Below are 21664 nucleotides of genomic sequence, written 5' to 3'. Positions count from 1 at the left end.
CATTTGGCTAGCGAGCCCGCGCTTCGGTTCGACAGCACGTTTCGGCGGAGACCGAAACGACGGCGTGGTAGGGTCCAGGGGTGACACGCGCAGCTTGGATGGTCGGCCTCGCGCTGGCCGCCGCGATGCTCGGCTCCAACATCCCCGCGCCGCTCTATGAGCTCTACCGGCAGCGCTTCGGGTTCTCGACGTTCGCGATGACGGCCGTCTTCGCGACCTATCCCATCGCGTTGATCGGCGCGCTCATCGCGTGCGAACGTGTCCCCGACCGCATCGGCCGCCGCGCGACGCTCGCCCTCGGCGTCCTCGTCTCCGCGCTCGGCGCCGCACTCTTCGCCCTGGCCGGCGGGCTGAGCTGGCTGATCGCCGGACGGCTCGCGGCGGCGCTCGCGATCGGTCTCGCCGGCGCGGCCGGCGCACCGTTGCTCGTCGAACTGCGCGCCGACGGCGACCGCCGCGCCGCCGCGCTCGTCGCGACGTTTGCGCTCTCGCTCGCGTGCGGGCTCGCGCCGGCGCTCTCGGGATCGCTCGCGGCCGCCGGGATCGCACCGTTCACCGCCGCGTACGCGATCGACATCGCGATCGCGCTCGGCGCGTGCGCGGCGCTGATCGCGTTCGTCCCCGAAACGCGACCGGCGCAGGTGCGCGTCGCGCGCGCTCCCGTCCGCCTCGACGCCGGTGCGCGGCGCGCCTTTGCGATTGCGGCGCTCGGGTCGGGGATCGGCTGGTGGGTCGCGAGCCTGTTCGTCTCGCTCGTGCCCTCGTATCTCGGCGCGCTGCTCGGCGTGCGCAGTCCGGCGGTCGGCGGCGTCCTCGCCCTGATCGTGTTCGCCGTCTCGCCGCTGGCGATGTTCGCTCTGCGCACGCGCGACGAACGCGTGACGCTGCGCTGGGGGATGGCGCTCACGATCGTCGCGCTCGCCGGGATTCTCACGGCGGTGCCGGCGCGTTCGCTCGCGCTCTTCACGATCGCGACGTTCGTCGCGGGGATCGCGCAGGGTGCCTCGTTCTTCGGCGCGCAGACGATGATCAACCGGCTCGGCACCCCGGAAGAGCGGGCCCGCGTCGGCGCGCGATTCTACGCGATCACGTATCTCATGATCGGCGTTCCCGTCCTTGCGATGGGCGCGCTGGCGACGGGCTTCGGCTTGTTCGCCGCGTTTGCGATCGTCGGCGGCCTCTACGCCGTCGTCGCGCTCGGGGTGCTGATCGCGGCCGGTGCGCCGCGCGCGCGCAGCGCCGCCACGGAGCGTGCGGCATGAACGACGTCGCGGCGATCGCGCGGCTGCTCGGCGACCCGGCGCGCGCGACCATGGTCGAATGCCTGATGGACGGGACGGAACGCCTGTCGGGAGAGCTCGGGCGCTACGCGCGCATCGCCGCTGCGGCCGCGAGCGAACACTTGGGCCGCCTCGTCGCAGCGGGACTTCTCGCGACGCGCACGCAGGGCCGTCACCGCTACTACCGGATCGCACGCGAAGACGTCGCGCACGCGATCGAGACGCTTGCCGCGCTCTCGCTGGCGCCGCGCGTGCGCTCGCTCTCGCACGGCAACCTGCTCGCGCAGCAGCGCGCGCCGCGCGCATCTGCTACGGTCACGTCGCCGGCGTCCTGGGGGTCACGATCCACGACGCGCTCGTCGCCCGCTCGTGGATCGCGTTCGGCGACGACGGCCATTACACGCTCACCGGCACGGGCCGTCGCGGCCTCGCCGCAGCCGGCGTCGCGCTCGACGGACTTCCGCACGGACGCGCGCTCGTGCGCCCGTGTCTCGACGTCACCGAACGCCGGCCGCACCTCGGCGGGAGCGCGGCGTGCGCGCTCGCCGCACGCGCGCGCGACGCCGGATGGATCGTCGACGGCGGCGTACCGCGCGCGGTCCGTGTCACCCCCGCGGGCCGAGAAGCGCTCTTCGCGGCGCTCGGCGTGCGGACCGCTTAGGGGTGCCGGCGCGCCGATGCGCAACAAAGAGAGGATGAAAACACGTTCCGGTGAGGCCAAACAGGCCAAAACCGCGCGCAAAGCGCTCCTGCACGACCGGCTCACGAAAGAAGCGCAGGACGCCTCCGCGCGGATCCGCCGGCGCTTCGACGCCGAGCGCGAGGCCCTGGCCCGCCGCTACGGCGTGGTGGTCAACTTCTCCGGCGAGGCGGAGAGCGCCGCAAAAGACCCGATCACGGTCTCGCGGCGCGTCGCGCAGTAGCCCGCGCCTTCGCTCGGGCCGTCCAGGCCTCGCGATCCCGGGGCGCCGACGCCGTCACGAGCGAATCGATGAGGCGCCGCGCGACGATCGCGACATCGTCGACCGCCTGCTCGAACGCCGCTTCGTTCTGATGCGAGGGTCGCGTGAAGCCGGAGAGCTTCCGCACGAATTGCACCGCAGCCGCGCGGATGTCGTCGTCCGTCGCCGGCGGCTCAAAGTTGTACAGCGTCCGGATGTTGCGGCACATGCCTGGGAGATTCACGCCGGGCGGCGCGGCTTCGCCTGCCGCTCGAAGCGGGATCCGCGCGCGTAAGCCCGTTTGCAGCGCGCCGCCGCGTTCGCGCTCGCGCTCATCCCGCTGTTCCCTGCGCCGATCGCGCTCGCGCCGGCGACCGTCCCCGGCGCTTCGCTGCTTCCGCCGGCGGCGGTCGTCGTGCTGCTGGCGATCGCCGCCGCGTGCGTCGCGGTCTGGTCGACGGCGCTGGTCGTGCTGCCCCGCGGGCCCGTACCGCTGATCGTCCCTGGCCGCGCCGCCTGCGGCGGGAGCCGTCGCCGCGGTGCTCGGTCGCGATCCCCTCGGCGGTGCGCTCTTCGTGGCGGTCGCGGGTGCCGGCGTCGTGTGGTACGCGGCGATCGTGCGCTGTGCGCGCGAACCGCGCGCGCTCGACGCGCTTCTTCGCACCTTCGTCGTTTCGGGCGCGCTCGCGTCGGCCCTCGCGATCGCGCTGCTGGCGGCGCGCGTTCCGGCGGCGCTCTACACGATCTCGCACGCCCGCGCGACCGGCACGTTCGTCGTTCCAGGCGAACTCGCCGGCTACCTCATCGTCTTCATCCCCATCGCGTTTGCGCTCGCGCGGCGCGGCGGCGCGTTGGCGCCGTTCGCGTGGTGCGGATTAGCGCTGGGAACGACGGCGTTCGCGCTGACGTTCTCGCGCGCCGGCTGGGCAGGCTTGACCGAAGCGCTCGCGATGCTGGCCGTGGCGCGGCGCGGACGATTGCGGTACGCCGCCGCGCTCGCCGGCGCAGCGATCGCCCTCCTCGCGCTCGTGTTCAACGCGCACCACGATCCGTCGGAAAACTTCACCCGCCTCTCGATTTGGGAAGCGGCGCTGCAGTCGATCGTGCGGTTTCCGTTCTCGGGAGTCGGACCGTTCGGGTTCGCGCACGTGTATCCGCTGGTCCGCGCACCCGGCGCCGAACCGTCCGCGCTTCACGCGCACGGCATCGTCTTGACGGTCGCGGCCGAAGCGGGTCTGCTCGGCGTTGCGGCGCTCGCGTGGGGCTGGTGGCGGTTTGCCGCCGAACTGCGCGCGCGGCTGACGTCGCACGGTGCACGGTCCGACGACGCGCTGCAGCGCGGCGACCCCGTTACGGCGGCGGCGTGGATCGCGCGCATGCCTCCCGGTGCCCGGCGTGACGACCGCCGGGCACGATCGGCGGCTGTTCGCGGCGACGAAGCGACGGCGATCGCGTTTTATCTCGACGCCGGCAACGATGAGGCACTGCAGCACCTCGTGAACGAGCGCGTGCAGCGAGGCCGTCTGCACGACGCCGACGCGCTCGAGCGACGCATCCGCGACCGCCTCGCGCAGACGCCGACGCGTCCGAACGCGCTGGGCGACGCCTGGTGGCGTCTGGGCCGACTCGCCGCTCGCCTCGACCGGCCGGCGGAGGCCGCCGCCGATTTGGATCGCGCGAGCGCACTCGCGCCCTTGAACACGAAGTATCTGCTCGACGCCGCGCAGCTCGCGCTCGAGCGCGGCGATCTCGGGGCGGCGTCGTCACGGTTCATGCGTGCAGCGCAGATCGATCCGGGCGATGCCGACGCGGTCGCCGGTGCCGGCTTGGTTGCGCTCGCGCGCGGCGACGTCGGCTCCGCTCGCGCCACCGGGCGCCGTTCCGATCGCATCGATCCGGGCGCGCCGCTGGCTCGACGGCTGCGCGAGCGATTAGCCGCGGCGCGCTAGGCGAACGCGGCCCTCGTTCTGCGTACGTCGTGCGTGCGGTTCAGTGCGCCGGCGTCAGCTGCCGTGCGGACCGCGCAATGCTCGACTGCTTCGCGCCGCACTTTGCACGTTCCGGACTTCTGGTCCGGAATCGAACATTTCGCCAGACGACGAGCGGGTCCGCGGTTGCGCCGTAACCCCAGCGCGCGCTGACGATGCTCGGTAATTTGTCCCTGCCGAGCGCTCCGACCCTGATGTTGTGCCCGCCGCTCGTCGAGAGAACCTGCAGTTTCCATTTCGAACCGTCGCCGTTCACATTGTAGAAGACGCCGACTCGGCGCGTGGGCGATTGATCCTGCTCGGCGAACGCAACGTCGAGGCAGCCGTCGCCGTCGAAATCGGCGACCTTCAACGACCCTTGGTGAACGAAGTTGATGGTAGGATCGATCATATGCCGGCGCCACGGTGCCCCAGGCGTTGACGGCTTGGTACCAGACGAGTCCGCCGCCGCCGTACATGGGAGCGAGCAGGATGTCGTTGCGGCCGTCATGATCGACATCCGCGATCGCCGTGCTCATGTTGCCCGTGAAGAGCGGATGTGCGTCGATGACGTCGGCCTGCCATCGCTCGTGCAGCGGATCGCCGCGATGATGGCGCGGATTCACGAATCGCGCGAGCATCGTGCCTAGATGAAACGGAGCAATGATGTCGGGAAAACCATCGGCATCGAGGACGCCCACCGTGGTGCCTTGACCGTCGCGCGGAATGACTTCGCGTCCGGCGAAATCCCAGTGCCGGCCGCCATCTTCGTTGAAGTATACGCCCTGTTCGGTAACGACGTCCGGGCGGCCGTTTCCGTTGACATCTCCAATCTGCACGTCATGCGAGTTGCGCCCGCGATCGATCGTAAGTGAAGCCCACGGACAGCGATAGACGTTGGAACATGCGCTGCGCCCCGGATTGAGAAGCACGCTCACGATGAAGTTTTGGCCGCCGGTGACAATGTCCGGCGTACCGTCGCCGTCGATATCCGCAACTTGCGCGTCTTCGTCGCCGCCGATATAGCCCGGATGGGCAATGGAGAATGACTCGTGGGCCGCGCGATACAGCTCCACGGTGCTCGGCTCATAGATCGCCGCTACGACGGAACCGAGACCATCGGGATTGATGATGACTTTCGCCTTGTGGTTGCCGCGCCGATTATCGAGAACATCCTGCCGAAACGGAACCGGCTGCATCGGAGAGACGTGGATTTTCGCAATGTGCTCCGCTTTGACGGGGTTGGGGATGTCCTCGCGATTCATGAGAGCAACATGCACCCGATGTTCGTGAACCTTCCAAGCTCCGAAGACAATGCTGGCGACCAGGATCACGGCTGCCGCCACCAGCGATCGACGATTCATCGACCGCATGATACCGCGCAGAGTATACGGTCAATCCATCACGGGTGCGGCTCGTTGTCGCTACTCGAGAACGGAAGCTGCTGCCCGGCAGCGCGATCGTCTCCGTCGGGGCGCGCTTAAGCGAGCGCAGCCCGGAGCCGTGCGTCGCGCAACGCGTTTGCACCATCGCGATCGCCGAACGCGTATTCCAGCGCGAGCGCGACGGCGGTCAACCCGGCCGGCAACGTGCCGACGATGAAGCAGCCGCGCGTTCCGGCCGCGTTGAGCCACATGCGCGCACCACCGGCGTCGGCGGGGCGCCGCGTGAAGCCCAACTGCTCGCGAATCGCCGCCAGTGCCGCCGTCGTCTCACGGTGCTGCGCGCCGATCGCGACGAGAACCGCATCGGCCGAAGCGGCGGCCTGGAGCGCGCGATCCGGAAGAACCGCGCCGTGCGCCGCGAGCGCAAGCGCCCCGATGCGATGCGTCACGACGTGCACCCGGTCGCGGCCGGATCGGAGCGCGTCGACGATGCGCGACACGCAGGCGGACGCGGCGTCGTCAGCGACGAGCAGTGCGACGCGGCGAACATCGGTGACAGACATCCGGCCTTCCCGGTTCCCGCAACCGCAGCCCGGTCAAACGCGATCTCGCATCCGCTCCTGACAGCACGCTGTCAGGAGCGTTTGCTACGGTAGGCGCATCGCACCGACGCCGATGAGGACAAGAACGATGACCGACACCGCAGCGCCGCCGCGCACGAGCGCGCTCACCTGGTTCGAAATCGCCACCACCGACTTCGATCGCGCGCGCCGCTTCTGCGAAACGATTCTCGAAACGACGCTGATCGATCGCCCCTTCGGCACCGCGCGCATCGCGGTGTTCCCCTATGACCGCGAGACCGGCACCGGCGGCTGCCTCGTCCAGGGGCCGGAATGGAAGCCGTGCTCGAACGGGACGATCGTGTACCTCGACGCCGACGGGCGGCTCGACCGCACGCTCGAGCGCGTTCCCGCTGCCGGCGGACGCGTCGCGCTGCCGAAAACCGCACTGCCGGAAGGGCTGGGATTCGTCGCGCACATCCTCGACTCGGAAGGGAATCGGGTGGGGCTGCACGCGATGTCGTAGGCGATGCGCGGTGCCGACCGCCTCTTCACCATCGTGCAGCTGCTGCGAGGCGGCCGCAACGTCACGGCACGCCGTCTCGCCGAGCGGCTCGAGGTGTCGGAACGGACGATCTACCGCGACGTCGACGAGCTCACGCTCTGCGGCGTTCCGATCGAAGGCGAACCCGGCCGTGGCTATCGCCTTCCGGCGACGTTCGAGATCCCGCCGCTGATGTTCGAGCGGCACGAGATCGAAGCGCTCGTCGTCGGGGTGCGTTTCGTCGAGGCGTGGTGCGGGCCCGGTCTCGCCGCGTCGGCGCGGTCGGCGCTCGCGCGCATCCGCGGCGCGGTGCCTGCCGACCTGCTCGCGCCGCTCGACGATGCGCGCATCTATGCACCGCGCTTCGCGCGCGGAACGGCGCCGTCGCATTTCGAGATCGCGCGCGAAGCGATCGACGCGCGCCGCCGGCTGGCTATCGCGTACGCGACGGACGACGGTACCGCGACCGCGCGCACGATCCGGCCGCTGGGGCTCTATTTCTGAGGCAAAGTGTGGACGCTCGTCGCGTGGTGCGAACTGCGCGACGACTTCCGCAGTTTCCGGCTCGACCGCATCCGCGAACCGGCACTCGGGGAGCCGTTCCCCGACGAAGACGGGAAGACGCTCGACGCGTTTCTGGCACGGGTGCGCGCACGGCCGATGCCGTAAACGCCGCGATGCAGGCTCAGCAGTTGGTTCGCGCGCTCAATGCGATCGCGAAGTCCTCGCAGTTCTCCTACACGAAGGCACGGGCGGCTGCGCGGCAGGACGGGAACGTCGATTGGGCGCGCACGAAAGCGCGCAACGACGACTTCAACCCGGAGGTCGACGGCTGCGAATCGTTCGTGATGCACGACGGCAGCGTCGCGGCGTGGCAGCCGGGCAGCTACACCTATATCGCGCGCTCGAGCTAAGGCGCGACCGCGGCGCTCGCGTCGACGAGCGCGGCGACGTCGCGAACGAGCGCGTCGAGATCGTCCGCAGCCTGCACGCGCTCCACGGTGGTGGTGCCGCCGCTGCCGGCGACGAGGCGCACCTGCAGTTTGGTGACCGCCTCGACGCGGACCCACGCTTCGCCGCGGCGCCACACCGGATCGGCGTTGCCGTTCCACGACTCGACGACGCCCGCGGGATGAGCCAGCAGCGGGCGCACGCGGTCGCGCAGGGTGGCGAATAAGTCCCGCGTTCGCATGAGCGGACCATCCGACGCCGGTCCGCGGACACCTTGTCGGGCCCGATCATGCGCCCTCGGGGACCGGGAAGAAGAACACCGCGCGCAGCGATTCGCTGTTCTGCGGTACGAGCGTCAGCGTCGCGTAGCGGCGCCGTTCGCCGGCGTTGTCGACGACCTCGATGTGTCCTTCGGAACGCAATTGCACGGCATCGTCGCGCTGCCAGAGCGCCGCGAACTCCGGGCTGCGCTCGCGCAGCCGCTCGACGAGTTCGTCGAAGTCGTCGTGCCCCGCGTGCTGCATAGCGTCGAGCCGGAACTGCGCCACGATGCGCCGCGCCATCTCGAGCCAGCCCGGATAGAGCGTGCGCGCGCGCTCCGCCGCGAACACCCACCACAGCGCGTTGTACGCTCCCCACGGCGCGACGTCGAGCACGCCGAACACCTCCGTCAGCAGCGCGTTCCACATGATGATGTCCCAGCGCCGCGTCATCACGTACGCCGGCCCCAGCGTGTGGCGCTCGATCAGCGCGCGCAGCGCGGGGCCGACGTCCTGCACCTTCGGGGGCGGCTGGGGATCGCGTGCGCGCAGCGTCATCAGGTAAGCCCGGCCCGATTCGTCGAGACGCAGGGCGTTCGCGACGGCATTGAGTGCGACGGCGGAGACGGGGAAATCTCGGCCTTGCTCGAGCCACGTGTAGAGCGTTACGCTCACATAGGCGAGCGCGGCGACCTCGGTGCGCCGCAGGCCCTCGCCGCGCCGGCCGCGCTCGGGGCCCAGACCGACCTCCTGGGGGAGCAAGCGCTTGCGCTGCGCCCGCAAGAACGCGCCGACGCGACGCCGATGATCCTCCCGAGCATCCACGGTGGTAACTTTCTCACTACGGCGCAAGCGCACTCCCGGGAGGGTCCGGCGCCTTCTTCCGCGTTATTTCGAGGCCGCCATGAACTTCGAGCTGACCGACGACCAGCGCGCGATCCAAGAACTCTGCCGCGACTTCGCGCAGAACGAGGTCGCACCGCAAGCGGAGCGCAACGACGCCGAGGCGCGCTTCCCGTACGAGCTAGTCGCGAAGATGGCCGAGCTCGGACTCATGGGGTTGCCGTTCCCCGAAGAATACGGCGGCGCCGGCGCCGACACGGTGAGTTACGCGCTCGCGGTGATGGAGATCAGCCGCGCCGACGCGTCGACCGGAATTACCCTGGCCGCGCACGTCTCGCTCGGCGCGTCGCCGATCTACTACTTCGGCACCGAAACCCAAAAGCAGACGTACCTCGTCCCGCTCGCACGCGGCGAGAAACTCTGGGGCTTCGGACTGACCGAGCCCAACGCGGGGAGCGACGCGGGCGGAACGCAAACGCGCGCCGTGCTCGGCGACGGTCAATGGACGATCAACGGCACCAAAGCCTTCATCACCAACAGCGGCACCGAGATCACCGGCGGCACGACGATCACCGCGATCACCGGCACCGACGCCGACGGCAAGCCCGAGATCTCCAACATCATCGTTCCGCAGGACACGCCGGGCTTCACCCGCTCGAAACAGTACAAGAAGATGGGCTGGCGCGCGAGCGACACGCGCGAGCTTTCGTTCGTCGACGCGAAGGTCCCCGAGGAGAATCTCCTCGGCCGGCGCGGCCACGGCTTCCGCCAGTTCCTTTCCATCCTCGACGGCGGACGCATCTCGGTCGCCGCGCTCTCGGTCGGGCTCGCGATGGGCGCGTACGACGAAGCCTACAAATACGCCAAGGAACGCCATCAGTTCGGGAAACCCATCTCGAAGTTCCAGGCGATCCAGTTCAAGCTCGCCGACATGCTGATGGAGATCGAGCACGCAAAGCTCATGGTGCTCAAAGCCGCGTGGGAAAAGGATCAGGGACGGCCGTTCGAACTGAACGCGTCGCTTGCGAAACTCTTCTCGGGTGAGATGTCACGCCGCGTCGTCAACGAAGCGCTGCAAATCCATGGCGGCTACGGCTTCATGGACGAATACCCGATCTCACGGATGTACCGCGACCAAAAAATCAACGAGATCGGCGAAGGCACCAACGAAGTGCAACGCCTCGTCATCGCCCGCCAAATCGGCCTTTAGTCACGCTGAGCTCATCGAAGCCCGACGGTGCTCAAAAACCTCTGACCGGAAGCGACGCACCGCGCTGCAGCCAGTTCGTCGCCGCATAGTGCGCGCGGCCGTCCACCGCGTGCAGCGTGTACGCGTGACGCGATCGCGCGGAGCGATTCGGTGCGCTGTAGTGCGGCAGCAGTCCGTGAAATACCACCAGCGTCCCGGCCTCCACTTCCACCGGCTCGGCCTCGTCCTGCGAGGGCCACGGCGTCGGATCGAGCACCTCGGCGCGCGGCCCGCGCTCGTCGACGACGAACCGCTCGCGCAGCGCCGTTCGGTGACCGCCGCGCTGCACCCACAGACACCCGTTCGAACGGTCGGCACGTTCGAGCGCGAACCAGAACGTCGTGACCGTCTGCGGTTCGGTGACGAAGTACGTCGCGTCTTGATGCCAGCGCACTTCGCCGCCGATGTGCGGCTGCTTGAAGATGTACATCGACTGGTAGACGCGCGGATTCTCGAGCCCGAGCGCATGCGCGAGCGCCTGCAGGTGCGCCCCATGCGAAAACGCCTCGAAGACCGGGTCGAGATCGTGCACCGCGTGCCCGATCTTGTTGATCGACTGCGCCTTGGGCCGCCGCAGCATGCCGCGTTCGTCGAACGCTTCTTCTTCGAAGAAACAGCGAATCGCGGAACCCGATTCGAGAAAGTAGGCGTCGGACTTCGTCTTCGCCTCGTCGCGGGTGGTGAAGATCGCGCGCGACGCGCCCGGATCGAACGCCTCGACGATCTCTTGCGCGCGGGCGCGCAGCGACGCGATCGCGCCGGCGTCGACGAAGCCGGGGATCACGAGAAAGCCGTCGGCCTCGAGCCGATCGTGCGGCGACCGCGCGAGCTGCATACCGGTGCGTTCTCGCGCCGGCGGCCGAACCTCTGCGGCGGTTAACTCGCGCGCGGGAGCGCGCAGGCCGAAACGAAGATGAACCGCGGCTCGCGGACGCCTTCGAAGAATGCCGTCATGTCGGCGACGATGCGCTCCGCGCCCACCGGGCTCATCGCATACGGGACCGCGCCGAGCCGGCGGTAGGCGGCAGCGGCGGGCTCGCCTGCGACGGCGTCGAGGCAGGGGCGGTCGAGAAACGCGGCATCCAGCGCGCCGTCGAGGCGGCGCCGTACCGCGACGGTCATCCCGTCGTAGCCCCAGCAGGCGATCTCGCCGTCACGCCACAGGCGGAGGCGGTCGCCGAAGGCGGCGATCAGCGGAGCAACAGCGTCGACCAGCGACCAGGTCGCCGAGGCGGAGTCCATGGGCGACAGGATAGCGTCTCCCGCTCGCCCGGACACGGGCCGCACGGCCATCCGTGCGCGGCCCGGGTTGATGAAACGTCTAAGCCGCTGAGGTGAGGCGTTTTGCGATCGTCGCGCCGACCGACTCCGGCGCGGCGTCGTTGTACGCCATCTGCAGCTTCTCGCCGTCGTCGAACGAGAACGCCACCGTCGCCTCGTCCTCTGCGAGCGCCGCGACGACCGTACCGCCGCCGCCGACCCACATCGCGGAGTCCCACGAGAGCTCTTCCGTGCGCACGCCGGCACCGAGACGCCCCTTGACCTGGGCGTTCACGGTGTCGATCCATTGATCGAATGTCATACCATCTGCCTTTGTCGTTCGCTGTTTGGCCAAAGCCAAGGTCAGCATAAGCCCCAAGCGGCCAAGAGGCAAGGGGTCCGGCCCGTTTAGCGGGGGTGGTCGGCGGTCGCTGCGTGCGACACCGCCGCGTGCACGGCCGCAGCCGGCGGGTGCTGCGCCGGCCCCGCTGCCGGCGCCGGGCGGGGCGCGGCGGCCGACGCCGCACGCGTCACCACGGCGGGCGATCCGGTCTCGCTCCGCTCGTACGTCTCGTGCCGCCGGCTCGAACCGGCGTCGGGGAGCACGTAGCTGGGCGTGCGTCGCGTCTCGACCGCCGATGCTGAGAGACCGCGGCGCACCGGCGGGGCGGCGGTCGTGCCCGCGGCCGCCGGCGCAGTCGTTGTTTCGAACGTGTGAACGCGGACCGGCGGTGCGTTCGTCTCCGCACCGCGCGCGCGGACGGTCCCGCTCGCTTCGTACGTCCGCGTGCGGCCAGAACCCCCGTCGAAGACGGGGACCGGGTGCGCGTCGGCCTCGCCGCGGGCGGCGGAGAACCGGCTCCACGGGTCGCTCCCCGCAGCCGGTGCACGCGATTGCATCACGCGCTGCGCGTGCGCCGGCACGTTCGCACTCGCCGGTGTCGTCGTCGTGATCGTCTGCGAGCCCGAACGATCGTAGCCGCGCACCGCGCCCGCGTGCGAACCGGGCGGCGGCGCAAAGCGCGACCACGAATCGGTCGCCGGCGCCTGCGTGTACCGCTGATGGGTCGCGGTCGCGATCGCCGCGCGCTGCTGTTCGAACGGCAAGCGCGTCACGGGAATCGATGCGCCCGCGAACGTGCGATGCACCGCCGGGTCCTGCACCGCGAGCTGCGGCGCGATCGGACGGTCGGTGTAGCGCAGGTTCGCCGCGGTGGGGACCACGGGGAGCGCACCGCGCATCACGCGCACCGCCGGGAGCTGCGCGGCCTGCACGATCCGCGGATGGTCGAAGCGTCCTTCGAGGAACCGCTGACCCGGCACCGTCACCACGCCGTAGCGCGCGTTCTTGTAGAAACGGGTGATCTCACCGTTGTTGACGTACGCGTTGCCGTAGTACGTGTTCATCGTATTGTTGACGACGGTGGTGTTGCTGACGATCGTCGTCCCGCCCCAATGCGGGCCCCACCACGGATGCCACGGCTCGAACGGCGCGAGCGGAACCCAGCCGAGGTTGAAGCCGCTGCCGTAGCCGAACCCGAACGACGATCCGCCGCCGAACGCAAAGAACGCAACGAGCGCGGGACGCCAGGCGGCGACGGCGTTCCGGCGCGGCGGGTACCAGCACCAGCCGTAGATCGGGCTGCGGTACCACGCGCCGTAGTGATACGGCGCCCAGCCCCACGGCTCGATTCCGACCCAGGTCCAGCCGAAGCCGTCTTCCCACACCCAGCGGCCTTGCGTGTAGGGCGCCCACCCGGGCGCGACGCCCGCGGGAACCCACAACTCGCCGTAGGTCGCATCGGGAACCCAGCGGCCGTACGTGTTGAGATCGTCCACGCCGGCCAGATCGCGGCTGACGTACGGTTCGTCGGCGAGCGCGCGTTCGTAGCGCTCGTCGCGATCGTGATTGAAACGATCGAACTCGTCGAGCGCGATCGCGTCCTGCTCGGTGATCGCCGGCGACGACGACGGACCTTGCGCAACCAGCGTGACGCCCGTGCCGAGCGAGCGTTCACCCTGCGGGGTGACGATCGCGACGCTCCCGGAACGCACCGTCACGAAGGTGACGCCGTCGCCGCTGACGGCGACGCGATAGCTGCCGGCGGACGTCGGCCGCACCGTGACCGACGGCGTGTCGATGTCGGAGCGCCCGTCGGTACCGCGCAGCAGCCGCAGTTCGATCGTTCCTTGCGCGAGTTGAAGCGCGCGGTTGTCGTTGTCGAGATGCGTCACGCGCATCTGCACGTTCTTGCCCAGACGCACCAGCGTGCTGCCGTCGATCTGCAGTTCTGCGCGCGATCCGTCACCGGTCGAGAGGTAGTCGCCGCCCAGCACCGGAGCGTTGATCGCGGCGGCGATCGGCGCGTCGGAGTCGCCGCGACGCACCGCGACGGAGCCGTCGATGAGGCTCAGGCGCGCGACCGCGACGCCGGTCGACGCATCGCCGTCGGCGACGGCGGGATGGGGAAGCGCGAAGGGGAGGAGCGCCGCGACCGCCGCGGCGAGAAGCGCGGTCCGCCGGCCGAACAACGAATGCATGAAAGCCCTCGCGGATGATGGTGATCTTCTCAACGCGGGCGGAGCCTGGGAAAGTTCTCCAGAGCCCGGTTAGCGCTCCAGAACGTAGGTGCCCGGCGCGTCGCCGAGGATCGGATACTGCGCAGAGCCCGGCGCCGCCGGCGCGGCGATCTTCCTCTTGGTGCGCTTCGCCATCCAGGCTTCCCAGTCGGGCCACCACGAACCCTCGTGCTTCTCCGCCGTGCGCAGCCACTCGTCGGCGCTCGCGGGCGACTTCGCGCCCGGCGCGTTGCCCCACCACGCAGCCTTCTTTTTCCCCGGCGGGCTGATGATGCCGGCGATGTGGCCGGATGCGCCGAGCCGGAACGTCACCTCGCCGGAGAACAGCTGCGTCATCGCGTAGACGCTCCGCCACGGCGCGATATGATCTTCCGACGTCGCGACGCAGTACGTCGGCACGCGCACCGTGCGCAGATCGAGCGGGACGCCGTCGACCTCGAGCACGTTCGGTTTCACCAGATTGTTCTCCAGATACATCTGGCGCAGATAGTATTTGTGGATCGCTTCGGGGATCCGCGTCGCGTCGTTGTTCCAATAGAGCAGATCGAACGCCGGCGCGTCCTTGCCCAGCAGATAGCGGTTCACCGCGACCGACCAGATCAGGTCGTTGGAGCGCAGCATGCTGAACGTGTCCGCCATCTCGCGCCCGCTCAAGTAGCCGTGTTCGCGCATCCGGTCTTCGATGTACGCCAGCGACTCTTCGCTGACGAACGCCTGCACCTCGCCGGGATCGGCGAAGTCGACCAGCGCCGTGAAGAAGGTCGCGCTGGCGATCAGTTTGCTGCCGATCCGCTGCAGGTAGCCGAGCAGCATCGCAAGCAGCGTCCCGCCGATGCAGTAGCCGACCGCGTCCACCCGCTCGGCGCCGCTGATCTCGCAGGCGACGCGCGCCGCCGTCAGGGGTCCCAGCCGCAAGTAATCCGCCATCGTCATGTCGCGCAGCGACGAATCGGGGTTGCGCCAGGAGATGACGAAGGTATTTCGTCCGCTGTCGGTCGCGTATTTGATGAAGCTGTTCGCCGGCTGCAGATCGAGGATGTAGAACTTGTTGATCCACGGCGGCACGACGATCAACGGTCGCGCGTAGATCTCCGGCTGGGTCGGCGCGTACTGGATGAGCTCCATCAGCTCGTTGCGGAAGACGACGCTGCCGGGCGTCGTCGCGACGTTCTTCCCGACTGCGAACGCTTTGTCGTCGACGAGCGCGGGGCGGCCTTCGTTGGCCTGCGCGTCTTCGGCGATGTTCCGCAGGCCGTGCTGGAGGTTGGCGCCGCCGCTGCGGATGGTCTCCTCGAGCACGTCGGGATTGAGCCACGGAATGTTCGTCGGGCTCATCGCGTCGATGAACTGCTTGGTGAAGAACTTGATGCGCCGGCGATCCTGCTCGTCGATCCCCTGGGCGTTGTCGATCGTCTCGACGACCGCTTTGCTCGCCAGCAGATAGGCCTGCTTGAGCGCGTCGTAATACGGATTCTTCGCCCACGCCTCGCTGACGAAGCGGCGATCGTTGGGCGACGGTTGCGCCAGCGGCGGCGCCGCAGGGCCGTCGCCGGCGGCGACTTCGGCGGAGCGCGTCGCAACGTCGGTGAGCGCACGCCCGAGCGCCGCCTGCGCCTCGAAGAGTTCCTGCGGGTTGGCAAGCAGCGAGCGCCACAACTCGGTCGACGCTGCCGCCAAGCCGAGCGGATCGAACGGATTTGCAGGTTTCACCGGACCGCAAGAGTTCGGCGGCGGGGCAAGGCGTCCCGTCAGCGATCGTGCGGAAACGCCCGCGGCATCGTCTCGCGGATCGCGGCGAGCGCGGCTTGCACCGCACGCTCGTCACCCTCGATGCCGCGGCGCAGTGCCGGATCGTCGACGAGCGTGGCGCGCGCCACGGTGAGGTGAGTACGGGCACGCTGCGCTTGGGCGACTGCATCGCCGAGTTGCGCCCGCATCGCCGGCGCCGGCGCCGGGAGGATCGCACGGCGCATCGACGGTACGTGCACCAGCGGGCTTCCCCGCGCGGCGAGCGCACCGGCGTTCGCGCGCAACCGCACCACGGCGGCTTGGAGCCGCGCGACCGAGGCGATCGTGGCCGCTGCCTGGCCTTGGCCGCGATTCTGCAGGCGGGACACGTCGGCGAAGAGGTGCGCGGTCGCCGCCGCCAGCGGGTCGAAGGGGTTCGACCGCAGCCCCTCTTCAGCCCGGACGTAGCCGACGAGCGCGTTGTCGTCCGGCGTCTCCCCGCCGCGGGTCGCGATCTCGACCTTGCGATCGCCGTACAGGCCGGTCGTCACCACGACCTGCGCGCCCGGCGGCAGCCCGATCCGCGGGTCCACCTCGCAGCGAATCGTCACCAAGCGCCCTTCGGTCAGCGCGATCGCGGCGACGCGCCCCACCCGCATCCCGGAGAGCCAGACGGCGTCGCCCTGGGAGACGCCGGCGGCGCTCGCCACCTGCACCGAGAGCGTGCGCACGTCGGCATCGCGCCGGGTGACGACGAGCGTCGCGATCGCCAGCGCCGCACCGATCAGCAGCAGCACGAGCGCGCCGAAGGCGGCAAACGGGTGACGGTCGCGGCGAACGAGCGGGATGGCGCCGGACCCCGGCGCGGGAGCATCGTGGAAACCGTCGGTCATCGCATTTACCCTTGGGGATGGTCTCGTGACCGCACCGGCGACGGCCGAGGTTGCGACGCCGCGTCACGCCGCATCGTTCGGCGCATCGAGGAATGCGGCGACGCGTTCGAGCACGGCGCCTTCGTCGTCGCGATGCGGACTGTGCCCAGCGCCCGCAAGCATGCACGTCCGTACGCGCGGCGCTCGCACGGCGATGCTCTCCACTTGCGCGCGCGTGCCGTATTCGTCGGCCTCGCCTTGAATCACGAGCATCGGCGCGCGGACGCGCGCGGCGTACGCTTCGATGTTCCAGTCGCGGAACGCCGGCGAGAGCCAGATCTCGTTCCAGCCGCGGAACGCGCCGTCGACGTCGTCGTGATACCGCCCCAGCCGCGCGCGCAGATCGGTCTCCTCCCACGCAGCGCGCGCCGCGGCGATGCTGCGCACGGAGAGGTCTTCGACGAACACGTGCGGCGCTTCGAGGACGAGCGCTTCGACGAGCATCGGGTGTTCCGCGGCCGCGACCAGCGCGATCGACGCGCCGTCGCTGTGACCGAACAGCACGGCGCGCGCGATCCCCAGTTCCGCGAGGACGGCCGGCACCACGGCCTCGCCTTCGCGCTGCATGTACGCGTGCGCGTACGGCTCCGCGCGCGGCGCGGAGCGTCCGTATCCGCGTCGCGAGTACGCGACGACGCGGCGTCCGGTGCGCGCGGCGAGCCGCGCGGGAAACGCCTTCCACATCGCGACCGAACCGAGCCCTTCGTGAAGCAGTACGATCGGCGCCCGATCGTCGTCACCGGGCCATGCCGCGGTTTCGAGCCGCACGCCGTCGACGACGACGTCGCGGCGTTCGCCCGGCGTTGCGTTCAGTGCGCGCCTCCGCGCTGCGCGTCTTCCTGCGCGCGCAGCACGTGACGGCGAATCTTCCCGGTCGCGGTCTTCGGCAGTTCGTCGACGAACGCGATCCAGCGCGGATATTTGTACGGCGCGAGCCGCGCTTTGACGTGCACCTTGAGCGCGTCGGCAAGTTCGTCGCTCGGCACCACGCCGGGCTTGAGGATCACGAACGCTTTGGGCTTGACGAGGTCCTGTTCGTCGCACACGCCGATGACCGCGGCTTCGAGGACGTGCTCGTGCGCGACGAGCGCCGACTCCACCTCGCCGGGTGAGACCCAAATCCCGCCGACCTTGAGCATGTCGTCGGCGCGGCCGCAGTGGATGAAGTTGCCGTCCTGGTCCTGCCGGAACTTATCGCCCGTGCGCGTCCACTCGCCGAGGAACGTGCGGCGTGATTTCTCGCGCGCGTTCCAATAATACGCCGCCGACGTCGGACCGTTGACTTCGAGTTCGCCGATCTCGCCGAACGCCGCGATCGCGCCCGTCTCGTCGACGAGCCGCACGGCGTAGCCCGGGACCGGCGTCCCGGTCGTGCCGTAGCGGACCGCCCCGGGACGGTTAGAGACGAAGATGTGCAGCATCTCGGTGGAGCCGATCCCGTCGACGATCTCGACGCCGGTGCGCGCCGTCCACGCGCGTCCGATCTCTTCGGGCAGCGCCTCGCCGGCGGAGGTGCACAGCCGCAGCGCGAGGCGCTCGCGCGGCGGGAACTCCGGATGCACGAGCAGCGAAGCGAACAGCGTCGGGACGCCGCAGAAGACAGTCGGCTTCGCATCGCGCAGGATGCGGCTCACCGCGTACGGCGTGGCGCGGCCGGCGTGCAGGACCGCCGTCGCTCCGGCCGCGAGCGGAAACGTCAGCGCGTTGCCCAGACCGTAGGCGAAGAACAGCTTCGCCGCCGAGTAGACGACGTCGTCCTCGCGCAGGCCGAGGACGCCCTGCGCGAAGAGCTCCGCGGTGCGCACCAGGCTGGTCTGCACGTGCACCGTCCCCTTGGGCTTGCCCGTCGAGCCCGACGAGTACAGCCAGAAGCAGGCGTCGTCCGGCCGCGTCGGCGCGGCGTTCTGCAGCGGCGTCGCGGCCGCGACGAGCGCGTCGAGCGCGGCGAAGCGCGGGTCGGGCGCGGTCCCGCGGGGGTCGGAGACAACGATCGTTCCGGCCCAGCCGGCCTGCCGGGCGGCGTCGAGGAACGTCGCGAGGAGCTCGCTCGAGACGATCGCGGCCTTCGCGCGGCTGTCGGCGAGGATGTAGGCGTAGTCGGCGGCCGGGAAGAGGGTGTTCACGGGGATCGGGACGATCCCGGCTTTGATCGCGCCCAGAAACGCGGTCGGGAAATCGATGGTGTCGAGCAGACACAGCACGACGCGCTGCTCGGCTTCGAGGCCGAGGCCGAGCAGGGCGCCGGCGCAGGCATCGACCCGCCGCGCGAGTGCGGCGAACGTCCAGGTCCCGCCGTCGTCGACGATCGCGACCCGGCCGCCGCGCTCCGCCAGATTCCGGTCGAGCAAATCGGCCGCGCAATTGTAGAGCGCGGTGCCGTCGAGGGCGGCGAAGGGCGGGGCGCTGGCGATCATCGGCACCGACTCCGTAGGAAAACCCGGCAAACTTCGGGCATTATAATGCATATCAGAGGTTACGCAAGCGTGATAGTGCATTTTGCCGGGGGCGGCCGGTGAGCGCGCCGGTCCCGGGCAAGGACGATCCCGAGGCGGAGGAGGCGTTCTTGCGTCTCCTCGGCGAGCGCGTGCGCGGGCTGCGGGCGCGCCGCGGGATGACGCGCCGGATCCTCGCCCGCGATTCCGGGCTCTCGGAACGGTATCTCGCCCAGCTCGAAAGCGGCCAGGGCAACGTCTCGATCCTGCTGATGCGCCAGTTAGCGCGCGCGCTGAACGTCCCGCTCCGCCGCCTCGTCGCCGACGCCGGCGACGAGTCCGACGATCTCGTGCATGCCACCGAGCTCCTGCGCAGCCTCGACGGCCCGCGGCAGGCCGAGGCCCGCGACCTCCTCGCCCGCGCCTTCGGCGACGCCGACCCCGAGCAGCGCCGGCACCGCATCGCGCTGATCGGCCTGCGCGGCGCCGGGAAGACGACGCTCGGCGGCCTGCTCGCCGAACGGCTCGACGTCCCGTTCATCGAACTCGACCGCGAGATCGAACGGACCAGCGGCGTCTCGCTGGCGACGATCTTCGAGTTCTACGGTCAGGCGGGGTTCCGCCGGCTCGAGCGCTCGTGCCTCGACCGCATCCTCGAACACCATCCGCGCTTCGTCCTCGCGACCGGCGGCAGCATCGTCTCGGAACCGGCGACGTTCGAGCGCCTCCTCTCGGCGTGCTACACGGTCTGGCTCCACGCGTCCCCGGCCGAGCACATGGAACGGGTCGTCGCCCAGGGCGACATGCGCCCGATGGCCGGGAACGACGAGTCGATGGCCGACCTGCGGCGCATCCTCGAAGGGCGCGAAGGGCTCTACCGGCGCGCCGACGCCGACGTGGACACCGGCGGGCGGCCGCCCGCAGCGAGCCTCGACGCGCTCATCGCCGCACTAGCCTGAGGCCGCACAGCCTTCGATTTCGGCACGATACTGCTTGCGCGATCGCACTATATGCAGTATAGTGCACATCACCGCAGCCCCTCCCCGCCGCTCCGAGGATGCCGCATGCTCACGATCGCCGCGCCCGGCTCGACCGGTCTGATCGACTTCCGCACCTCTCCCGATCGCTACCGGCACTGGAATCTGGCGGTCGACGGACGCGTCGCGACGCTGACCCTCGACGTCGATGAAGACGGCGGGATCCGACCGGGATACGCACTCAAACTGAACTCGTACGACCTCGGTGTCGACATCGAGTTCCGCGACGCGCTCGACCGCGTGCGCTTCGAGCATCCCGAGGTCGCCTGCGTCGTCGTCACCAGCGCGAAGGACCGCATGTTCTGCGCCGGCGCGAACATCTACATGCTGGGCACGTCGTCGCATCAATGGAAAGTGAACTTCTGCAAGTTCACCAACGAGACGCGCAACGGGATGGAGGACTCCAGCCGCAACGACGGCCTCTCGTTCATCGCGGCGGTGAACGGCGCGTGCGCCGGCGGCGGCTACGAGATCGCGCTCGCGTGCGACGAGATCCTGATCGTCGACGATCGCTCGACGACCGTCTCGCTCCCCGAAGTACCGCTGCTCGGCGTGCTCCCCGGCACCGGCGGCTTGACGCGGCTCGTCGACAAGCGCAAGGTGCGGCGCGACCTCGCCGACCTGTTCTGCACCAACGCCGACGGCGTGCGGGCGGAGCGCGCGAAGGCTTGGGGGCTCGTCGACGCGAGCGCCGCGCCGTCGGAGTTTGCGACGCTGATCGCCGAGCGCGCGGCCGCACGCGTCGCGTCGTCGCCGCGTCGCGCCGATGCGCGCGGGATCGCGTTGCGGCCGCTCGAGCGCACGATCGAGACCGACGGCGAAGGCCGCTCCGCGGCGTACCGCTACCGTCACCTCGACGTGCAGTTCGATCGCGACGCTCGCCGCGCGACGCTGATCGCCCACGCGCCGCGCGAGACGCAGCCCGACGCGGCGGACGCGATCGTCGCGCTCGGCGACGCGTGGTGGCCGCTCGCCTTTGCGCGCGAGCTCGACGACGCGCTGCTGATGCTGCGCACGAACGAACCGGAACTCGGCTTGCTCGTGCTCGAAACGCGCGGCGATACCGGCGCGGTGCTGGCCGCCGGGCGCACGCTGTCGGCGCTGCGCGAACACTGGCTGGTGCGAGAGACGATCGGCCTCCTGCGGCGCACGTTCGCACGGCTCGACGTCACCTCGCGCAGCATCTACGCCGTGATCGGCGAGGACGCGTGCGCGGCCGGACTCTTCTTCGAACTCGCTGCCGCAGCCGATCGCATCTACATGCTCGCGCTCGAAGGCGGCGGTCCGGCGATCGTCCTCGACGACACGAACTTCGGTCTGCTCCCCGCGGTCAACGGACGGACGCGCCTCGCGACGCGTTTTCTCGGCGACCCCGCCGCGTACGCGGCGCTCGAAGCCGAGCGCGGACGCGCCTACGACGCGCAGGCGGCCTCCGGCGCCGGCGTCGTCACCGTCACGCCCGACGAACTCGACTGGGACGACGAACTGCGCCTCGCGCTCGAGGAACGCGCGACGCTTTCGCCCGACGCGCTCACCGCGATGGAGGCGAGTTTGCGATTCGGCGGCGCGGAGACGCTCGAGACCAAGATCTTCGGCCGTCTCTCGGCGTGGCAGAACTGGGTCTTTTATCGACCCAACGCGACGGGCGAACGCGGGGCACTGAAACTCTTCGGCAGCGGTTCGAAGCCGAGCTTCGATTGGGAGCGAGTCTGAAC

General features: G+C 69.8%; 21 protein-coding genes and 1 pseudogene. 9 read left to right on the top strand and 13 right to left on the bottom strand.

Annotation, left to right across the window (positions count from 1 at the left end; genetic code table 11):
• The first annotated feature begins 80 nt into the window (after positions 1–80).
• The gene (locus WPS_RS01250; RefSeq protein WP_317996052.1) at positions 81–1262 is read left to right on the top strand and encodes an MFS transporter; all 1182 of its coding nucleotides are present in this window, start codon (positions 81–83) and stop codon (positions 1260–1262) included.
• A complete protein-coding gene (locus WPS_RS01245) occupies positions 1259–2203 on the top strand; it encodes an ArsR/SmtB family transcription factor (RefSeq protein WP_317996051.1) in 945 nt (314 codons plus the stop codon). The genes WPS_RS01250 and WPS_RS01245 overlap by 4 nt, the downstream gene beginning before the upstream one ends.
• Here the strand turns inward: WPS_RS01245 and WPS_RS01240 are convergent.
• A complete protein-coding gene (locus tag WPS_RS01240) occupies positions 2175–2450 on the bottom strand; it encodes a DUF2277 domain-containing protein (protein ID WP_317996050.1) in 276 nt (91 codons plus the stop codon). The two genes, WPS_RS01245 and WPS_RS01240, sit on opposite strands and share 29 nt — an antisense overlap.
• Before the next feature lie 310 nt (positions 2451–2760).
• Between WPS_RS01240 and WPS_RS01235 the strand changes: the two genes are divergently transcribed.
• Positions 2761–4170: an O-antigen ligase family protein gene (locus tag WPS_RS01235; protein ID WP_317996049.1), complete on the top strand. Its 1410-nt coding sequence runs from the start codon at positions 2761–2763 to the stop codon at positions 4168–4170.
• Here WPS_RS01235 and WPS_RS01230 read toward each other — a convergent pair.
• Positions 4167–5552 (bottom strand): FG-GAP repeat domain-containing protein, encoded by a 1386-nt coding sequence (locus WPS_RS01230; RefSeq protein ID WP_317996048.1) that lies wholly within the window; start codon positions 5550–5552, stop codon positions 4167–4169. The genes WPS_RS01235 and WPS_RS01230 overlap by 4 nt on opposite strands.
• Positions 5553–5668: 116 nt before the next feature.
• On the bottom strand, positions 5669–6136 hold the full coding sequence (locus tag WPS_RS01225) for a hypothetical protein (protein ID WP_317996047.1): 468 nt from the start codon (positions 6134–6136) through the stop codon (positions 5669–5671).
• 127 nt (positions 6137–6263) lie between these two features.
• Between WPS_RS01225 and WPS_RS01220 the strand changes: the two genes are divergently transcribed.
• The 3 genes and pseudogenes from WPS_RS01220 to WPS_RS01205 all read left to right on the top strand — a co-directional run bounded on the left by WPS_RS01220 (position 6264) and on the right by WPS_RS01205 (position 7591).
• A complete protein-coding gene (locus WPS_RS01220) occupies positions 6264–6659 on the top strand; it encodes a VOC family protein (RefSeq protein WP_317996046.1) in 396 nt (131 codons plus the stop codon).
• 3 nt (positions 6660–6662) lie between these two features.
• A pseudogene (locus tag WPS_RS01215) lies at positions 6663–7346 on the top strand (helix-turn-helix transcriptional regulator).
• A gap of 8 nt (positions 7347–7354) precedes the next feature.
• Entirely contained in the window at positions 7355–7591 is a 237-nt protein-coding gene (locus WPS_RS01205; protein ID WP_317996043.1) for a hypothetical protein, read from the top strand.
• On the opposite strand, the gene WPS_RS01200 is transcribed toward WPS_RS01205, so the two are convergent.
• Both WPS_RS01200 and WPS_RS01195 read right to left on the bottom strand, forming a co-directional pair.
• Positions 7588–7869 (bottom strand): hypothetical protein, encoded by a 282-nt coding sequence (locus WPS_RS01200; protein WP_317996042.1) that lies wholly within the window; start codon positions 7867–7869, stop codon positions 7588–7590. The genes WPS_RS01205 and WPS_RS01200 overlap by 4 nt on opposite strands.
• 46 nt (positions 7870–7915) lie before the next feature.
• Positions 7916–8713, bottom strand: a complete 798-nt coding sequence (locus tag WPS_RS01195; protein ID WP_317996041.1) for an MmyB family transcriptional regulator — start codon at positions 8711–8713, stop codon at positions 7916–7918.
• A 79-nt stretch (positions 8714–8792) separates the two neighbouring features.
• Between WPS_RS01195 and WPS_RS01190 the strand changes: the two genes are divergently transcribed.
• Positions 8793–9941, top strand: coding sequence for an acyl-CoA dehydrogenase family protein (locus WPS_RS01190; RefSeq protein ID WP_317996040.1), 1149 nt, complete (start codon positions 8793–8795; stop codon positions 9939–9941).
• 31 nt (positions 9942–9972) lie between these two features.
• Here the strand turns inward: WPS_RS01190 and WPS_RS01185 are convergent, their stop codons facing one another.
• The 8 genes from WPS_RS01185 to WPS_RS01150 form a co-directional block, all read right to left on the bottom strand.
• Positions 9973–10815 carry a phytanoyl-CoA dioxygenase family protein gene (locus tag WPS_RS01185; protein WP_317996039.1) on the bottom strand — a complete coding sequence of 281 codons (843 nt, stop codon included), beginning with the start codon at positions 10813–10815 and terminating at the stop codon, positions 9973–9975.
• Between the two features lie 41 nt (positions 10816–10856).
• Entirely contained in the window at positions 10857–11222 is a 366-nt protein-coding gene (locus tag WPS_RS01180; RefSeq protein ID WP_317996038.1) for a hypothetical protein, read from the bottom strand.
• Positions 11223–11301: 79 nt separating this feature from the next.
• Positions 11302–11562, bottom strand: a complete 261-nt coding sequence (locus WPS_RS01175; RefSeq protein WP_317996037.1) for a hypothetical protein — start codon at positions 11560–11562, stop codon at positions 11302–11304.
• A gap of 86 nt (positions 11563–11648) precedes the next feature.
• Positions 11649–13781: a DUF6600 domain-containing protein gene (locus tag WPS_RS01170; protein WP_317996036.1), complete on the bottom strand. Its 2133-nt coding sequence runs from the start codon at positions 13779–13781 to the stop codon at positions 11649–11651.
• Positions 13782–13850: 69 nt separating this feature from the next.
• A complete protein-coding gene (locus tag WPS_RS01165) occupies positions 13851–15530 on the bottom strand; it encodes a PHA/PHB synthase family protein (protein WP_317996035.1) in 1680 nt (559 codons plus the stop codon).
• Positions 15531–15568: 38 nt separating this feature from the next.
• On the bottom strand, positions 15569–16441 hold the full coding sequence (locus WPS_RS01160) for an MlaD family protein (protein ID WP_317996034.1): 873 nt from the start codon (positions 16439–16441) through the stop codon (positions 15569–15571).
• A gap of 63 nt (positions 16442–16504) precedes the next feature.
• Positions 16505–17248, bottom strand: coding sequence for an alpha/beta fold hydrolase (locus tag WPS_RS01155; protein ID WP_317996033.1), 744 nt, complete (start codon positions 17246–17248; stop codon positions 16505–16507).
• Positions 17249–17289: 41 nt separating this feature from the next.
• On the bottom strand, positions 17290–18894 hold the full coding sequence (locus WPS_RS01150; RefSeq protein ID WP_317996032.1) for a benzoate-CoA ligase family protein: 1605 nt from the start codon (positions 18892–18894) through the stop codon (positions 17290–17292).
• Positions 18895–18992: 98 nt separating this feature from the next.
• Between WPS_RS01150 and WPS_RS01145 the strand changes: the two genes are divergently transcribed.
• A complete protein-coding gene (locus tag WPS_RS01145; protein WP_317996031.1) occupies positions 18993–19871 on the top strand; it encodes a helix-turn-helix transcriptional regulator in 879 nt (292 codons plus the stop codon).
• A gap of 105 nt (positions 19872–19976) precedes the next feature.
• Positions 19977–21662, top strand: coding sequence for a 2,3-epoxybenzoyl-CoA dihydrolase (gene boxC, locus WPS_RS01140; protein ID WP_317996030.1), 1686 nt, complete (start codon positions 19977–19979; stop codon positions 21660–21662).
• The last annotated feature ends 2 nt before the right edge of the window (positions 21663–21664 follow it).

It is taken from the genome of Vulcanimicrobium alpinum, from assembly GCF_027923555.1.
GTDB classification, from domain to species: Bacteria; Vulcanimicrobiota; Vulcanimicrobiia; order Vulcanimicrobiales; family Vulcanimicrobiaceae; genus Vulcanimicrobium; species Vulcanimicrobium alpinum.
This window is presented reverse-complemented; position numbering and strand designations above follow the sequence as displayed.